The organism is Streptomyces sp. NPDC041713, assembly GCF_055591085.1.
The window spans coordinates 372298-387698 of record NZ_JBVIZY010000002.1 but is presented as its reverse complement, the minus strand read 5'-3'; the positions used below and the strand labels follow the sequence as shown (position 1 = coordinate 387698).

The window sequence follows — 15401 nt, the reverse complement described above, 5'->3', positions numbered from 1 at the left end:
AAATCCCGCCTGGGGGATGTCCCCCAGAAACCCTGATTCCTACTCCTACGCGCCTACGCCATCCCCCACGGCGCCCACCTACTCCGTCCGCCGCCGGATCTTGTTGCCCAGCCACACCAGCGGATCGTACTTGCGGTCAACGGCCCGCTCCTTCAAGGGGATCAGCGCGTTGTCCGTGATCTTGATGCCCTCAGGGCACACCTCCGTACAGCACTTGGTGATGTTGCAGTAGCCGAGCCCGTGCTCGTCCTGCGCGGTCCGCTTGCGGTCGAGGCCGGACTCGGCCGCCGCGTCCAGCGGGTGCATGTCCAGCTCGGCGACCCGCATGAGGAAGCGCGGGCCGGCGAACGCGGTCTTGTTCTCCTCGTGGTCGCGCACCACATGGCAGGTGTCCTGGCACAGGAAGCACTCGATGCACTTGCGGAACTCCTGCGGGCGGTCCACGTCCTCCTGCCGCATCCGGTACTCGCCGGGACCGAGATCGGCGGGCGGCACGAACGCCGGGACCTCGCGCGCCTTCGTATAGTTGAAGCCAACGTCCGTCACCAGGTCCCGCACCACGGGGAAGGCCCGCAGCGGCGTCACCGTGATGACGTCGGCGGGGTCGAAGACCGACATCCGCGTCATGCACATCAGCCGCGGCCTGCCGTTGATCTCCGCCGAGCACGAACCGCACTTGCCCGCCTTGCAGTTCCAGCGCACGGCGAGATCGGGTGCCTGGGTGGCCTGGAGGCGGTGGATGATGTCGAGCACCACCTCGCCCTCGTTGACCTCGACCTTGTAGTCCTCGAGGCCGCCGCCCCCCACGTCCCCGCGCCAGACCTTGAATCGCGCATCGTACGAACTCACTCGTACAGCTCCTCTTCAGCCAGGTACTTGACCAGCTCTTCCTTCTCGAACAGGGCGAGCAGGTCCGGGCGGATGGGCTCGGTCTCCACGCGGTCCAGGTCGATCTGGCCGCGTACGGCACCGGTGGCCGCGAGCCCGCCGGTCGGGTCGGCGAGGCGGCAGAGCAGATTGGCGCGGCGCCACTCGCGGCTCATCGTCGGGTGGTCCTCACGGGTGTGGCCGCCGCGGCTCTCCGTGCGCTCCAGCGCGGCCCGCGCGACGCACTCGCTGACCAGGAGCATGTTGCGCAGGTCAAGGGCGAGGTGCCAGCCCGGGTTGAACTGGCGGTGCCCCTCGACGCCGGCCCGCCGCGCCCGCACCCGCAGCTCGGCGAGCTTCTCCAGGGCCTGCGCCATCTCCGCCTCACGGCGGATGATGCCGACCAGGTCGTTCATGGTCTGCTGCAGTTCCTGGTGGAGGGTGTACGGGTTCTCCGGCGTCGCCCCGTCCTCGGGCCCCTCGGCGCTGAACGGCCGCAGAGCCTCGGCGGCCGCCGTGTCGACCTGCACCTCGTCCACCGGCGGCCGGGCGGCCAGGCCCGCCGCGTACCGGGCCGCGTGCAGCCCCGCGCGCCGCCCGAAGACCAGCAGGTCGGAGAGTGAGTTGCCGCCGAGACGGTTGGAGCCGTGCATGCCGCCCGCGACCTCGCCCGCGGCGTAGAGACCGGCCACCCGGCGCGCGGCGGCGGTGTCGGAGTCGACCGCGACGCCGCCCATCACGTAGTGACAGGTCGGCCCGACCTCCATCGCCTCGGCCGTGATGTCGACGTCCGCCAGCTCCTTGAACTGGTGGTACATGGACGGCAGCCGGCGCTTGATGACCTCGGCGGGCATCCGGGTCGACACGTCAAGGAACACCCCGCCGTGCGGCGAGCCGCGGCCCGCCTTCACCTCGGCGTTGATGGCACGGGCCACCTCGTCGCGGGGCAGCAGCTCGGGGGGCCGGCGGTTGTGGTCCGGGTCGTCGTACCAGCGGTCGCCCTCCTCCTCCGACTGCGCGTACTTCTCCTTGAAGACGTCGGGCACGTAGTCGAACATGAACCGCTTGCCCTCGGAGTTCCTGAGCACCCCGCCGTCGCCGCGCACCGACTCGGTGACCAGGATGCCCTTGACCGACGGCGGCCAGACCATGCCCGTCGGATGGAACTGCACGAACTCCATGTTCAGGAGCGGGGCCCCGGCAAGCAGCGCCAGCGCGTGCCCGTCGCCCGTGTACTCCCAGGAGTTGGACGTCACCTTGAAGGACTTGCCGATGCCGCCGGTCGCCAGGACCACGGCGGGCGCCTCCAGGACGAAGAAGCGGCCCGACTCCCGGTCGTAGCAGAATGTTCCGCAGACCCGGCCGCCCTCGCCGAGCCCGCCCTCCTCGTCCTTGAGGACCCGGGTGACCGTGCACTCCTGGAAGACCTTGAGGCGCGCCTCGTAATCGCCGAACTCCTTGAAGTCCTCCTGCTGCAGGGAGACGATCTTCTGCTGGAGCGTGCGGATCAGCTCCAGGCCGGTGCGGTCGCCGACGTGCGCGAGGCGCGGATACTCGTGTCCGCCGAAGTTGCGCTGCGAGATCCTGCCGTCCGGAGTGCGGTCGAACAGGGCGCCCCAGGTCTCCAACTCCCAGACCCGGTCCGGTGCTTCGCGCGCGTGCAGCTCCGCCATGCGCCACTGGTTGAGGAACTTGCCGCCGCGCAGGGTGTCGCGGAAGTGGACCTGCCAGTTGTCGCCGGAGTTCACATTGCCCATGGAGGCGGCGATGCCGCCCTCGGCCATCACCGTGTGCGCCTTGCCGAACAGCGACTTGCAGATCACCGCCGTACGGGCACCCTGCTCCCGCGCCTCGATCGCGGCCCGCAGGCCCGCGCCGCCGGCCCCCACCACGACGACATCCCACTGCTGCCGCTCCACTTGAGACATCAGAAGGCCCCGTCCATTAGAAGAAGCGCGGATCGTCGAAGGCGCCGCTCGCGACCAGGTAGACGTAGAGGTCGGCGAGCGCCACGCTCGCCAACGACGTCCAGGCGAGCAGCATGTGATGGTTGGTCAGCTTGCCGGTCCACCGCCACAGGCGGTACCGCACCGGGTGCTTGGAGAAGTGCTTGAGCTTGCCGCCCATGACGTGCCGGCAGGAGTGGCAGGAGAGCGTGTAGATCCAGATGAGGACGACGTTGACGAGCAGGACGAGCGTGCCGAGCCCCATGTGGCCCCACTCGTAGTGCTCGTCTCGGAAGCCGAGGACGGCGTCGTACGTGAGGATGCCCGCCACCGGCACGGCGAAGTAGAAGAAGTACCGGTGGATGTTCTGCAGGATCAGCGGGAAGCGGGTCTCGCCCGTGTACTTCTTGTGCGGCTCGGCGACCGCGCACGCGGGCGGTGACGCCCAGAAACCGCGGTAGTAGGCCTTGCGGTAGTAGTAGCAGGTGAGCCGGAAGCCGAGCGGGAAGACGAGGATGAGCACCGAGGGCGACAGGCCCCACCAGCTGCCGAAGATCTCCCAGTTGGGGCCCGAGCGCATCGGCTCGCAGTTCTCGGCCACACACGGCGAGTAGAACGGCGAGACGTAGGGCGCCGCGTAGTAGTCGGCGTTCGCGAACGCCCGCCAGGTCGAGTAGACGACGAAGGCGAGCAGTCCTGCGGCGGTCGCCGCCGGGGCGAGCCACCAGCGGTCGGTCCGCAGATGGGCAGCCGAGATGGCGGCGCGCGTGCCGTCGCGCACGCCGCCGCCGGGGGCCGTTCCGCTGTTCGGTTGGGGTTCCGTGCCGGTGGCCAACGAGGCTCCACTCCTTCGTCCTCGGATCAATGGAGAGGCTCTGCGAGTGCGAGTGCGAGTGCGAGTGCGAGTGCGAGTGCGAGTGCGGGGGTGAATGCTCGTCAGGGCGCGTGGCGGTCGCAGCCGCCGAGGCCCTCGTCGTCGAGGTCTCCGGTGTTCGCCCACAACGAGCTGTCGTACGGCGTGTCGGGGATGGTCACGAATTCGCGCGCGTGCGGTTCGGTACGGGGAGCGGGGGACGGGGCCGCGGCGCGCAGCAGCGCCACGCTCTCGCGCAGGCGGTCGGTGTCGGTACGCACCCGGCGCACGTCGACCCCCGCGAGGTGGTCGCCGGCCTGCTGCTCCAGCCTGCCGACGGTGCGGACCAAGTCGTCCACGCATTGTTGGACAGCCGTCAATTCATCGTGCAGAGCCATTACTTGCCCTCACTTCGGGTGTGCGGTGGCAACGCTCATGCGCCTGCGAGTGTCGCGCGTCACATCCCGGCTTGTGAAGGGATCTGCAGCGATTGCCGGATCAGGGGCGGTGAATGCGCCGGATCACGCGCCGATCACGCCGAACCTCGACCGTCCCCGACTGTTCGGCGACCGGGCGGGTCCGGGTGGCGACCCCCCTCCCGGTCCGCCTCCATTGGGCCACCCTCCTGCCCCGCCCCCATTGGGCCGCACGAGTGGCATATCGGGCCCGCCGCGCCGTGTCGCCCCCGCGGGACGTGTCCCGTCCCCTTCAGTGGGGCGATAGATGTGATCAGCTCCATATACCGCCAAACGTGATCAAACCCGGCCCGGTCCTGGTAGCGGGCGGCCGGGCGAGCCCCGGACCCCGGAGGTACCAGTCATGTCCCACGACCGCGCCAGAGCCAGATCTGTCGTGTTCCTCGCGACGGGGGTGCTGGCCCTGCCCGCCCTCGCCGGATGCAGCTCGAACGACGAGGCAGGACGGCCGACCGCGGGCCAGGACGTCGCTCCCGCCGCCCGGGACCTGGTCGCCGACGGCGGGACCATGAACTGGGCGGTCGACGCGCTGCCCGAGACGTTCAACTCCTTCCAGTCCGACGCCGACGAGGCCACCGCACGGGTGGCGGGCGCCGTCCTGCCGTCCCTGTTCCGCCTCGACGCGCAGGGCAGGGCGCAGCGCAACGCCGACTTCCTGGAGTCGGCGAAGGTCGTCGAGCGCGAGCCCCAGCAGGTCGTCCTGTACAAGCTCAACCAGCAGGCGGTCTGGAGCGACGGCCGGGAGATCGGCGCCGACGACTTCGCCGCGCAGTGGCGGGCCCTGTCCGGCAAGGACACCGCGTACTGGACGGCGCGCAACGCCGGCTACGACCGCATCCAGAAGATCGAGCGCGGCGCGAACAACCTGGAGGTGCGGGTCACCTTCGCCAAGCCGTACGCGGACTGGCGCTTGCTCTTCTCACCGCTGTACCCCAAGCAGGTCATGGGCGCCCCCGACTCCTTCAACGACGGCGCGCGCCGCAAGCTGAAGGTGACGGCAGGACCCTTCGCCCTCGCGGACGTCGACCACAAGGCCGGCGCCGTGACGCTGGAGCGCAACCCGCGCTGGTGGGGCCGCCCGGCCAAGCTCGACAAGCTGGTGCTGCGCGAGGTGAAGCGTTCCCAGCGCGCCGAGGCGCTGGCCAAGGGCCGGGTCGACCTCGCCGCGATCGACGCGGCGGAGGCCGGCCGGATCGGCCTTGCCGCACGCGACAAGGGCGCGCAGGGCCCGCTCACCCACGGCCCCGCCGCCGAACTGACCGCCGCCAAGGCGCTGCGCTCCTGGGCCGTCGCGCACGGCTCCGACGAGGAGGCCGCCGACGCCGAGACCGCGGTCCGCGCCAAGACCCAGAAGGCCGTCAAGAAGTACGAGACCGAACAGGCGGGCCTGCGCGGCTACGTGGTCCGCAAGTCCCTGGAGCCCGCCTACACCCAGCTCGCCCTCAACGGCGCCGAGGGCCCCCTCGCCGACGACCGGGTGCGCCGCGCGGTGGCCCGCGCCCTGAACCGCGAGGAGCTGGCGAAGACCGTCCTCAAGCCCCTCGGCCTGCCCGCCGCGCCGGTCGGCAGCCACCTCGCCCTGGCCGGCCAGGAGGCGTACGCGGACAACAGCGGGGCGCTCGGCGAGCAGGACACCGCCGAGGCGCGGGCCCTGCTCGCGGACGCGGGCTGGACGCCGGGCGCCCTGCGCAAGGGCAAGAAGGACAAGGACGCCAAGACGGCGGGCGGCGAGTCCGACCGGGAGAAGGGCGCCGAGAAGGACTCGGCGGAGGAGTCCGACTCCGGCGACGGCACGTACATCGTCGGCGAGGACGACGGCAAGCCCGCCGAAACCGGCACCTCGGTGCTCGCCCCGGCGCCCGCGGCCGCCTACCAGCGGGCCGCCCTGAACCGGCAGGCCGACGCCCTCGCCCCGTCCCGCGAGACGGACAAGGAGAAGAAGCACGCGAAGCACTCCAAGGCGGAGGGCAAGTCCAAGAGCAAGGCGAAGAACAAGGTCAAGGGCACGTCCAAGAGCAAGGCCGAGTCCGCGTCGAAGGACCAGGCCAAGGGCGGCGCCCCCGGCGCGTACGCCCCCAAGGGCACCGCCGCACCCGCCGCGGCCGCCGGGCCGATGGCCAAGGACGGCAAGCCGCTCACCCTCCGCTTCGTGCTGCCCTCCGGCGACGGCTCGGAGCCGCTGCGCGCGGTGGCCGACCGGATCTCCCGGATGCTGGACAAGATCGGCGTGCACACCGAGACGTCCAAGGTCGCCGACGAAAGCTACTTCAAGGACCACATCGCGTCCGGCCAGTACGACCTGGCCCTCTACTCGTGGCCCGCGTCGGCCTTCCCGGCCACCGACGCCCGCCCGATCTTCGCCAAGCCGGTGCCGGCCGCCGACGGCTCCCTCAACGTCGAGCAGAACTACACCCGCGTCGGCACCGACCACATCGACCAGCTCTTCGAGCAGGCGCTCGGCGAGCTCGATGAAGAAACGTCACGCTCCCTGGTGCGCAAGGCCGACGCGCGCATCTGGGCCGAGGCGGGATCCATCCCCCTCTACCAGCGCCCCCAGCTGATGGCGGCCCGCCCCAACCTGGCGAACGCGGGAGCCTTCGGCTTCCAGGCCCCGGCCTTCGAGGACATCGGGTTCCTGAAGCCGGGCGCCAAGCCGTCGGGCAAGCCGGCCGCCAAGTAGGCCCCGGCTCAGATTCCGCTCAACTCTCTTGCCCGCCGGCCACCCCGGCGGGCAAGCTCGTATCCACCCATTGACCTGCTGTTTCCATGAACTTCCCCAGGCTTTCCCGGCCCCCGCGCAGCCCCCGCGGAGGCTCCCTCCGCGCGAGACACGTAGACTGGGGTGAGGCCGTGGCGTGTCCAGCCCGGCAGGGTTCGCGTACTTCAGAGGTGCGTGTGACCATCCACTCACTCCAGGAGTACGCCGCACTATGGCCACGCGCCACGACATCCGCAACGTCGCCATCGTCGCTCACGTCGACCATGGCAAGACGACCATCGTCGACGCCATGCTCAAGCAGGCCGGTTCCTTCGCCGCGCACGCCGCCGAGTCCCTCGACGACCGCATGATGGACTCGAACGACCTGGAACGTGAGAAGGGCATCACGATCCTCGCCAAGAACACGGCGGTGAAGTATCACCCCAAGGACGGCGGGGACCCGATCACGATCAACATCATCGACACCCCCGGCCACGCCGACTTCGGTGGTGAGGTCGAGCGCGGCCTGTCGATGGTGGACGCGGTCGTCCTGCTCGTGGACGCCTCCGAGGGCCCGCTGCCGCAGACCCGCTTCGTGCTGCGCAAGGCGCTCCAGCAGCGCCTCCCCGTCATCCTGTGCATCAACAAGACGGACCGTCCCGACTCGCGGATCGACGAGGTCGTCAACGAGACGTACGACCTGTTCCTCGACCTGGACGCGGACGAGGACCAGATCGAGTTCCCGATCGTCTACGCCTGTGGCCGTGACGGCGTCGCCTCGCTGACCAAGCCCGAGGACGGCACGGTCCCGGCGGACTCCACCAACCTGCAGCCGTTCTTCTCCACGATCCTGGAGCACGTCCCGGCCCCGACGTACGACGAGTCGGCCCCCCTCCAGGCCCACGTCACCAACCTCGACGCGGACAACTTCCTCGGCCGCATCGCGCTGCTCCGCGTCGAGCAGGGCGAGCTGCGCAAGGGCCAGACCGTCGCGTGGATCAAGCGGGACGGCACCATCGCCAACGTCCGCATCACCGAGCTGATGATGACCGAGGCGCTCACCCGCAAGCCCGCCGAGATGGCGGGCCCCGGTGACATCTGCGCCGTGGCGGGTATCCCCGACATCATGATCGGCGAGACCCTGGCCGACCCGGAGAACCCGATCGCGCTGCCGCTGATCACGGTCGACGAGCCGGCGATCTCGATGACCATCGGTACGAACACCTCGCCGCTGGTCGGCCGGGGCGGCACCGGCAAGGGCGCGGACGCCAAGGCCGCCGTCAAGGACCGCAAGGTCACCGCCCGCCAGGTGAAGGACCGCCTGGAGCGCGAGCTGATCGGCAACGTCTCGCTGCGCGTCCTGGAGACCGAGCGTCCCGACGCCTGGGAGGTGCAGGGCCGCGGTGAGCTGGCGCTGGCCATCCTGGTCGAGCAGATGCGCCGCGAGGGCTTCGAGATGACCATCGGCAAGCCGCAGGTGGTCACCCGCCAGATCGACGGCAAGACCCACGAGCCGGTCGAGCGCATGACGATCGACGTGCCCGAGGAGCACATGGGCGCCGTCACGCAGCTCATGGGCGTCCGCAAGGGCCGCATGGACAACATGTCGAACCACGGCTCCGGCTGGGTCCGTCTGGAGTTCGTCGTGCCCTCCCGCGGCCTCATCGGCTTCCGTACGGAGTTCCTGACGCAGACCCGCGGCACGGGCATCGCGCACTCCATCCACGAGGGCCACGAGCCGTGGTTCGGCGAGCTGAAGACCCGTAACAACGGCTCCCTGGTCGCCGACCGTTCCGGCGCCGTCACCGCCTTCGCGATGACGAACCTCCAGGAGCGCGGCGTGCTGTTCACCGAGCCCGGCACCGAGGTGTACGAGGGCATGATCGTCGGCGAGAACAGCCGCGCCGACGACATGGACGTGAACATCACCAAGGAGAAGAAGCTCACCAACATGCGCTCCGCCTCCGCCGACTCCTTCGAGGCGATCGTCCCGCCGCGCAAGCTCTCCCTGGAGCAGTCCCTGGAGTTCTGCCGCGACGACGAGTGCGTCGAGGTGACCCCGGAGGCCGTGCGCATCCGCAAGGTCGTCCTGGACCAGAAGGAGCGCGGCCGTTCCGCGTCCCGCGCCAAGCACAACTGATCCGCTGACGTAGGCAGTTGCGGCACACCGCCGCGCACGAGGCCGATTTTCGCCGCCCCGCGAGGGGTTCGGCGGAAGTCGGCCTCGTGCGTTTCCGCTGGCAGCTACGGTGTGGCCACGGCTGGTCGAGGCTCTCCCGGCAACCGGTTTTTGTCCGCCAAGTGTCCGGTATGCGGACGTCACTGACCGTTAGATGTGTAACACGTCCGTTTCGCAACCATCTATCTAGGATCGGTTTGTCCGGATTTTGGAAGTTGTACGGGGCAGGTGTGATTGAACCGAGACCAAAAGGGTGTGGTCGACCGGTACCTCATGGCTAATAGTTGACCGCGTATAGCTCGGGTCAATGGGTCACGCGCTGTGGGGAGCGCCGACTCACGAGCACACTGGGGTACTCGATCTTCGCCGTCAGGGGTGTCGGCGCGGTTGCACGTACCCCCTCTTGTAGTGAACAAGTGGACTCATGAGGAGGAACCCCATGCGTGGTGCCAAGAGCGCCAAGTGGGTCGCGATAGCCGGTGTTGTGGCGCTGACGGCCACCGCTTGTGGCGGCGGCGACAGTGATAGCGGCGACGACAACCGGGCCGTCGACAAGAACGGCATCTTCGTGTACTCGGGCGGTGAGCCGCAGAACCCGCTGCAGCCCGCCAACACGAAGGAGGCGTACGGCAGCGACGTTATTCGCTCCCTCTTCTCGCAGCTGGTCGGCTACAAGAACGACACGGGTGAACTGACCTATGTGAACGCCGAGTCGGTCACCCCCGACAAGGCCAACAAGGTCTGGACCGTGAAGCTCAAGCCGGGCTGGAAGTTCCACAACGGCGAGACGGTCACCGCCAAGTCGTACGTCGACGCCTGGAACTGGGCCGCCGACGTCAAGAACAACCAGGTCAACAGCTCCTGGTTCGCCGACATCGCGGGCTACGACGACGTCCACCCCGCCAAGGGCAAGCCCAAGGGCTCCAAGATGTCCGGCCTGAAGGTCGTGGACGACAACACCTTCAAGATCACGCTGAACACGGGCATCCCGTACTACGCGTTCAAGCTCGGCTACGACGTGTTCTCCCCGCTGCCCTCGGGCTTTTTCAAGGACCCGAAGGGCTACGGCGAGAAGCCGGTCGGCAACGGCGCCTACAAGTTCGCCTCGTGGGACCACAAGAAGTCCATCAAGGTCACGCGCTTCGACGGCTACAAGGGCCCGGACAAGGCGAAGAACGGCGGTGTGACGTTCAAGAACTACGCGTCGCCCGACGGTGCCTACAAGGACCTGGTGTCCAACAACGTCGACTCGATGCCGCAGATTCCGGACGGTGAGCTCGCGAACTACCAGAGCGACCTGGGTGATCGTGCGATCAACCAGGACTACGCGATGATCCAGACGATCAACCCCGCCTTCTACTCGAAGCAGTGGAAGAACATCGACAACAAGGTCATCCAGGGCCTGTCGATGGCGATCGACCGCGACACGATCATCAAGACCGTCCTCAGCAACACCCGTGAGCCCGCGACCGGCTGGGTCGCCAAGAACGTCGAGGGCTACAAGGCCGGCGCCTGCGGCGAGTACTGCAAGTTCGACGCCAAGAAGGCCAAGGCCCTCATCAAGGAGGGTGGCGGCGTCCCGGGCAACAAGATCTCCATCCAGTACAACGCCGACCAGCCGCACAAGGGCTGGGTCACCGCCGTCTGCAACAGCATCACGCAGTCGACCGGTGTGAAGTGCGTGGGCGACCCGAAGACCGACTTCCAGGCGGACACGCAGACGCGTGACGCCAAGAAGGTCAAGTCGTTCTACCGCTCCGGCTGGGTGCTCGACTACCCGTTCAACGGCAACTTCCTGCGTGACCTCTACGGCACCGGCGTCGCCGGTAACCAGGGCGGCTACTCGAACAAGAAGTTCGACCAGCTGACGAAGCAGGCGGACGCGGCTCCGACCACGGAGGAGTCCGCGAAGCTGTACCAGCAGGCCGAGCAGTCCCTCCAGGACAAGATGCCCGGCATCCCGCTGTGGTACGGCAAGCTCCAGGCCGGTCGTTCGGAGAACGTGAAGAACGTTCACTTCGACCAGCAGGGCAGCCCGATCTTCACCGACGTCGAGGTGTTCAAGAAGTAGTCGCGCGGCTCGACCCGCGGGGGCGGCCGACGATCTCGGCCGCCCCCGCGGGCAGCTCCGCTCAGGACGGAGGCACCCATGGGGCGCTATGTCGCGCGGCGACTGCTCCAGATGATCCCGGTCTTCATCGGGACCACTCTTCTCATTTTCCTTATGGTCAACGTGCTCCCCGGCGACCCCGTGCGGGCGCTGTGGGGTGACAAGCCGCCGGACCCGACGCAGATGGCGGCCATCCGCCACCAGCGCGGACTGGACCTTCCGCTGTGGCAGCAGTACCTCCACTACATGAAGGACCTGCTGACCGGCGACCTCGGCACCAACATGGGCGGCAGGCCCGTCAGTGACATTCTCGGACAGGCCTTCCCGGTCACCGTGCGTCTCGCGCTGATCGCCTTCGTCATCGAGCTCGTCCTCGGCATCGGTCTCGGCATGCTCGCGGGCGTGCGCCGCGGCCGCGTCGTGGACACCCTGATCCTCGTCTTCACGCTGCTGGTCATCTCGGTGCCGGTCTTCGTGCTCGGCTTCGTCTTCCAGACGGTCTTCGGACTGCAACTGGAGTGGGTGTCACCCACGGTCCAGGACGCCACCGATCCCACCCAGCTCATCCTTCCGGCAGCCGTGCTCGGGTCGTTGTCACTCGCCTACGTCGCCCGGCTGACCCGTACGAGCATCGCGGAGAACCTGCGCGCCGACTACATCCGCACGGCGGTGGCCAAGGGGCTGCCGAAGAGCCGGATCATGACGCGCCACCTGCTGCGCAACTCGCTGATCCCGGTGGTGACCTTCCTCGGCACCGACATCGGGACCCTGATGGGCGGCGCCGTCGTCACCGAGGGCATCTTCAACGTGCCGGGCGTCGGCAACACCCTCTTCGACGCGCTCGCCCGCCGCGAGGGCCAGGTCATCGTCGGCACCGTGACCATCCTCGTACTCGTCTACCTGGCCGCGAGCCTGATCGTCGACCTGCTCTACGCGGTCCTGGACCCGAGGATCCGTTATGCCTGACGCTGACGTCACCAAGACCACCAACCCGCTCGCCGTGACCGAGGCGGCGCCGCCCGCAGGGACGGCCCCCGCGGACCTCGCGACCCCCGCTCCGGGCAAGCCCCGCTCGCTTGCCGGGGACGCCTGGCGGGATCTGCGCCGCAACCCGTTCTTCGTGGTCTCGGGGCTGCTCATCCTGCTGGTCATCGCGGTCTCGCTGTGGCCGGGTCTGTTCACCGGAGCCGACCCGACCAAGGGCGATCTGCGCAACCACTTCCTGCAGAAGCCGAGTTACAGCCACGTCTTCCAGGACGACTGGTTCGGCTACGACCGGCAGGGCCGCTCCATCTACGCGCGAGTGATGTACGGGGCCCGCAACTCCGTCACCGTCGGCGTCTGCGTCACGCTGGCCGTGACCGTCATCGGCTCCGTCATGGGCATGCTCGCCGGCTACTTCGGCGGCTTCTGGGACGCGGTCATCTCGCGTCTGACCGATGTCTTCTTCGGCATCCCGTTCCTGCTCGGCACGATGGTCGTGCTGAACTCGGTGACGGACCGTTCGGTGTGGACCGTGGTGGGCGCCCTGACCCTGCTCGGCTGGACGCAGATCACCCGCGTCATGCGCGGCGCGGTCATCACCACCAAACAGTCCGACTACGTGGTGGCGGCCAAGGCGCTGGGCGCGGGCACCCGGAGAATCCTGTTCCGGCACATCCTGCCGAACGCGGCCGCGCCCGTGATCGTCGTCGCGACGATCGCGCTCGGCGGCTACATCACGGCCGAGGCGACCCTCTCCTTCCTCGGCATGGGTCTCTCGGACGACGCGATCTCCTGGGGCAGTGACATCTCGGACGCCTCCAAGGAGCTCCGCAACAACCCGTACACGCTGTTCTTCCCGGCCGGCATGCTCAGCCTGACGGTTCTGGCCTTCATCATGCTCGGCGACGCGGTGCGCGACGCCCTCGATCCCAAATTGCGCTGAGGGAGGCGTACGTGACCACCATTGAGAAATCGGCCGACGTCCCTGCCCCGCGTGACGCGGGCGACACCGGGCCGCTGCTCGAAGTCCGTGACCTGCACGTCGAGTTCCACACCCGCGAGGGCGTGGCCAAGGCCGTCAACGGCGTCAACTACACGGTGTCCGCCGGCGAGACGCTCGCGGTGCTCGGCGAGTCCGGGTCCGGCAAGTCCGTGACGGCCCAGGCCATCATGGGCATCCTCGACATGCCCCCGGGGCGCATTCCCCAGGGCGAGGTGCTCTTCCGCGGCGAGGACATGCTCAAGATGTCCGCGGAGCAGCGCAGGAAGATCCGCGGCCGCAAGATCGCGATGATCTTCCAGGACGCGCTCTCCTCGCTGAACCCGGTGCTCAGCGTCGGCTACCAGCTGGGCGAGATGTTCCGCGTCCACCAGGGCCTCGGCCGCAAGGCCGCCCAGGCCAAGGCGATCGAGCTGATGGACCGGGTGAAGATCCCGGCCGCCAAGGAGCGGGTGAACGACTACCCGCACCAGTTCTCCGGCGGTATGCGCCAGCGCATCATGATCGCGATGGCGCTCGCCCTGGAGCCCGACCTGATCATCGCGGACGAGCCCACCACGGCGCTCGACGTGACGGTCCAGGCGCAGGTCATGGACCTGCTGGCGGAGCTGCAGCGCGAGTACAACATGGGTCTGATCCTGATCACCCACGACCTCGGCGTGGTCGCCGACGTCGCGGACAAGATCGCGGTCATGTACGCGGGCCGGATCGTCGAGACGGCTCCGGTGCACGAGCTCTACAAGCGCCCGGCGCACCCGTACACCCGGGGTCTGCTCGACTCGATCCCGCGCCTCGACCAGAAGGGCCACGAGCTCTACGCGATCAAGGGGTTGCCGCCCAACCTGCTCGCGATCCCCGGCGGCTGCGCGTTCAACCCGCGCTGCCCCAAGGCGCAGGACATCTGCCGCACGGAGATCCCGCCGCTCCTGCAGGTCACCGAGCGGGACGGCGCGGAGCTGCCCGGCCGCGGCAGCGCGTGCCACTTCTGGAAGGAGACGATCCATGGCTGAGCCGACGAAGGCTTCGAAGCTCTCCAAGGTCGCGAAGACGGACGAGCCCGCCGCCACCCCGAACGTCTCCGACGTCGAGACGGTCGACGCCGCCACCGCCGAGGAGGCCGTCGCGGCCATCGAGGCGCCGGTGGAGCGCGGTGAGCCGATCCTTCAGGTCCGCAACCTGGTCAAGCACTTCCCGCTCACCCAGGGGATCCTGCTCAAGAAGCAGGTCGGTGCGGTCAAGGCGGTCGACGGCATCTCCTTCGACCTGTACCAGGGCGAGACGCTGGGCATCGTGGGCGAGTCCGGCTGTGGCAAGTCCACGGTCGCCAAGCTCCTGATGACCCTGGAGCGGGCCACGGCCGGCGAGGTCTTCTACAAGGGCCAGGACATCACCAAGCTGTCCGGGCGGGCGTTGAAGGCGGTGCGCCGCAACATCCAGATGGTGTTCCAGGACCCCTACACGTCCCTGAACCCCCGGATGACGGTCGGCGACATCATCGGGGAGCCCTTCGAGATCCACCCCGAGGTGGCCCCGAAGGGTTCGCGCCGCCAGAAGGTCCAGGAACTCCTGGACGTCGTCGGTCTGAACCCCGAGTACATCAACCGCTACCCGCACCAGTTCTCGGGCGGCCAGCGCCAGCGCATCGGCATCGCCCGCGGCCTGGCCCTGAACCCCGAGATCATCATCTGCGACGAGCCGGTCTCGGCCCTGGACGTCTCCGTCCAGGCCCAGGTCATCAACCTGATGGAGAAGCTCCAGGACGAGTTCAACCTCTCCTACCTCTTCATCGCGCACGACCTGTCGATCGTCCGGCACATCTCGGACCGGGTGGGCGTGATGTACCTCGGGAAGATGGCGGAGATCGGCTCGGACGAGCAGATCTACGACCACCCGACGCACCCGTACACCCAGGCGCTGCTCTCCGCGGTGCCGGTCCCGGACCCGGAGGCCCGTGAGGGCCGCGAGCGGATCATCCTCACCGGCGACGTCCCGTCCCCGGCCAACCCGCCCTCGGGCTGCCGCTTCCGCACCCGCTGCTGGAAGGCGGAGGACAAGTGCGCGAAGGAGACCCCGCTGCTCGCGGTCCCCGAGCGCTTCAAGGGCAAGGACACCCCGGCGGCCCACGAGTCGGCGTGCCACTTCGCGGAGGAGAAGGACGTCGTCCACGCGGCGTGACCTTCGCGCGGACCCGCGCACGAACGCCTGTGCCCCGTGAACGTACGCGTTCACGGGGCACAGGCGTTTTCGTACGCTTTCCGGCGCGTACCCCGCTCTCCGCACCGAAGCCG

General features: G+C 68.6%; 11 protein-coding genes. 7 read left to right on the top strand and 4 right to left on the bottom strand.

What is annotated here, in order from left to right:
* Window positions 1-78: 78 nt before the first annotated feature.
* From ACZ6CV_RS06595 to ACZ6CV_RS06580, 4 genes are all read right to left on the bottom strand, one after another.
* On the bottom strand, window positions 79-849 hold the full coding sequence (locus ACZ6CV_RS06595; protein ID WP_469249865.1) for a succinate dehydrogenase/fumarate reductase iron-sulfur subunit: 771 nt from the start codon (window positions 847-849) through the stop codon (window positions 79-81).
* Complete coding sequence (locus ACZ6CV_RS06590; RefSeq protein WP_469249864.1) at window positions 846-2795, bottom strand: fumarate reductase/succinate dehydrogenase flavoprotein subunit; 1950 nt, start codon at window positions 2793-2795, stop codon at window positions 846-848. Before ACZ6CV_RS06590 ends, ACZ6CV_RS06595 begins: the two co-directional genes overlap by 4 nt.
* Window positions 2796-2811: 16 nt before the next feature.
* Window positions 2812-3648 carry a hypothetical protein gene (locus ACZ6CV_RS06585; RefSeq protein WP_469249863.1) on the bottom strand — a complete coding sequence of 279 codons (837 nt, stop codon included), beginning with the start codon at window positions 3646-3648 and terminating at the stop codon, window positions 2812-2814.
* Window positions 3649-3749: 101 nt separating this feature from the next.
* Window positions 3750-4064, bottom strand: coding sequence for a hypothetical protein (locus ACZ6CV_RS06580; protein ID WP_469249862.1), 315 nt, complete (start codon window positions 4062-4064; stop codon window positions 3750-3752).
* A gap of 421 nt (window positions 4065-4485) precedes the next feature.
* Here ACZ6CV_RS06580 and ACZ6CV_RS06575 point away from each other — a divergent pair, with 421 nt between their 5' ends.
* The 7 genes from ACZ6CV_RS06575 to ACZ6CV_RS06545 all read left to right on the top strand — a co-directional run bounded on the left by ACZ6CV_RS06575 (window position 4486) and on the right by ACZ6CV_RS06545 (window position 15288).
* Entirely contained in the window at window positions 4486-6822 is a 2337-nt protein-coding gene (locus ACZ6CV_RS06575) for an ABC transporter family substrate-binding protein (protein ID WP_469249861.1), read from the top strand.
* A 250-nt stretch (window positions 6823-7072) separates the two neighbouring features.
* Window positions 7073-8980 carry a translational GTPase TypA gene (gene typA / locus ACZ6CV_RS06570; protein ID WP_469249860.1) on the top strand — a complete coding sequence of 636 codons (1908 nt, stop codon included), beginning with the start codon at window positions 7073-7075 and terminating at the stop codon, window positions 8978-8980.
* Between the two features lie 478 nt (window positions 8981-9458).
* Entirely contained in the window at window positions 9459-11090 is a 1632-nt protein-coding gene (locus ACZ6CV_RS06565; RefSeq protein WP_469249859.1) for a peptide ABC transporter substrate-binding protein, read from the top strand.
* 78 nt (window positions 11091-11168) lie between these two features.
* Window positions 11169-12095, top strand: coding sequence for an ABC transporter permease (locus tag ACZ6CV_RS06560; protein WP_355803223.1), 927 nt, complete (start codon window positions 11169-11171; stop codon window positions 12093-12095).
* Window positions 12088-13056: an ABC transporter permease gene (locus ACZ6CV_RS06555; RefSeq protein ID WP_469249858.1), complete on the top strand. Its 969-nt coding sequence runs from the start codon at window positions 12088-12090 to the stop codon at window positions 13054-13056. The genes ACZ6CV_RS06560 and ACZ6CV_RS06555 overlap by 8 nt, the downstream gene beginning before the upstream one ends.
* 11 nt (window positions 13057-13067) lie before the next feature.
* A complete protein-coding gene (locus ACZ6CV_RS06550; protein ID WP_362364278.1) occupies window positions 13068-14123 on the top strand; it encodes an ABC transporter ATP-binding protein in 1056 nt (351 codons plus the stop codon).
* On the top strand, window positions 14116-15288 hold the full coding sequence (locus ACZ6CV_RS06545; protein ID WP_362364281.1) for an ABC transporter ATP-binding protein: 1173 nt from the start codon (window positions 14116-14118) through the stop codon (window positions 15286-15288). Before ACZ6CV_RS06550 ends, ACZ6CV_RS06545 begins: the two co-directional genes overlap by 8 nt.
* The last annotated feature ends 113 nt before the right edge of the window (window positions 15289-15401 follow it).

What these genes read in the sequence shown, in the direction of transcription:
- ACZ6CV_RS06590 (WP_469249864.1), bottom strand. Translation starts at nt 2,795, where the DNA reads ATGTCTCAAGTGGAGCGGCAGCAGTGGGATGTCGTCGTGGTGGGGGCC.
- ACZ6CV_RS06580 (WP_469249862.1), bottom strand. Translation starts at nt 4,064, where the DNA reads ATGGCTCTGCACGATGAATTGACGGCTGTCCAACAATGCGTGGACGAC.
- ACZ6CV_RS06575 (WP_469249861.1), top strand. Translation starts at nt 4,486, where the DNA reads ATGTCCCACGACCGCGCCAGAGCCAGATCTGTCGTGTTCCTCGCGACG.
- typA (WP_469249860.1), top strand. Translation starts at nt 7,073, where the DNA reads ATGGCCACGCGCCACGACATCCGCAACGTCGCCATCGTCGCTCACGTC.
- ACZ6CV_RS06565 (WP_469249859.1), top strand. Translation starts at nt 9,459, where the DNA reads ATGCGTGGTGCCAAGAGCGCCAAGTGGGTCGCGATAGCCGGTGTTGTG.
- ACZ6CV_RS06560 (WP_355803223.1), top strand. Translation starts at nt 11,169, where the DNA reads ATGGGGCGCTATGTCGCGCGGCGACTGCTCCAGATGATCCCGGTCTTC.
- ACZ6CV_RS06555 (WP_469249858.1), top strand. Translation starts at nt 12,088, where the DNA reads ATGCCTGACGCTGACGTCACCAAGACCACCAACCCGCTCGCCGTGACC.
- ACZ6CV_RS06545 (WP_362364281.1), top strand. Translation starts at nt 14,116, where the DNA reads ATGGCTGAGCCGACGAAGGCTTCGAAGCTCTCCAAGGTCGCGAAGACG.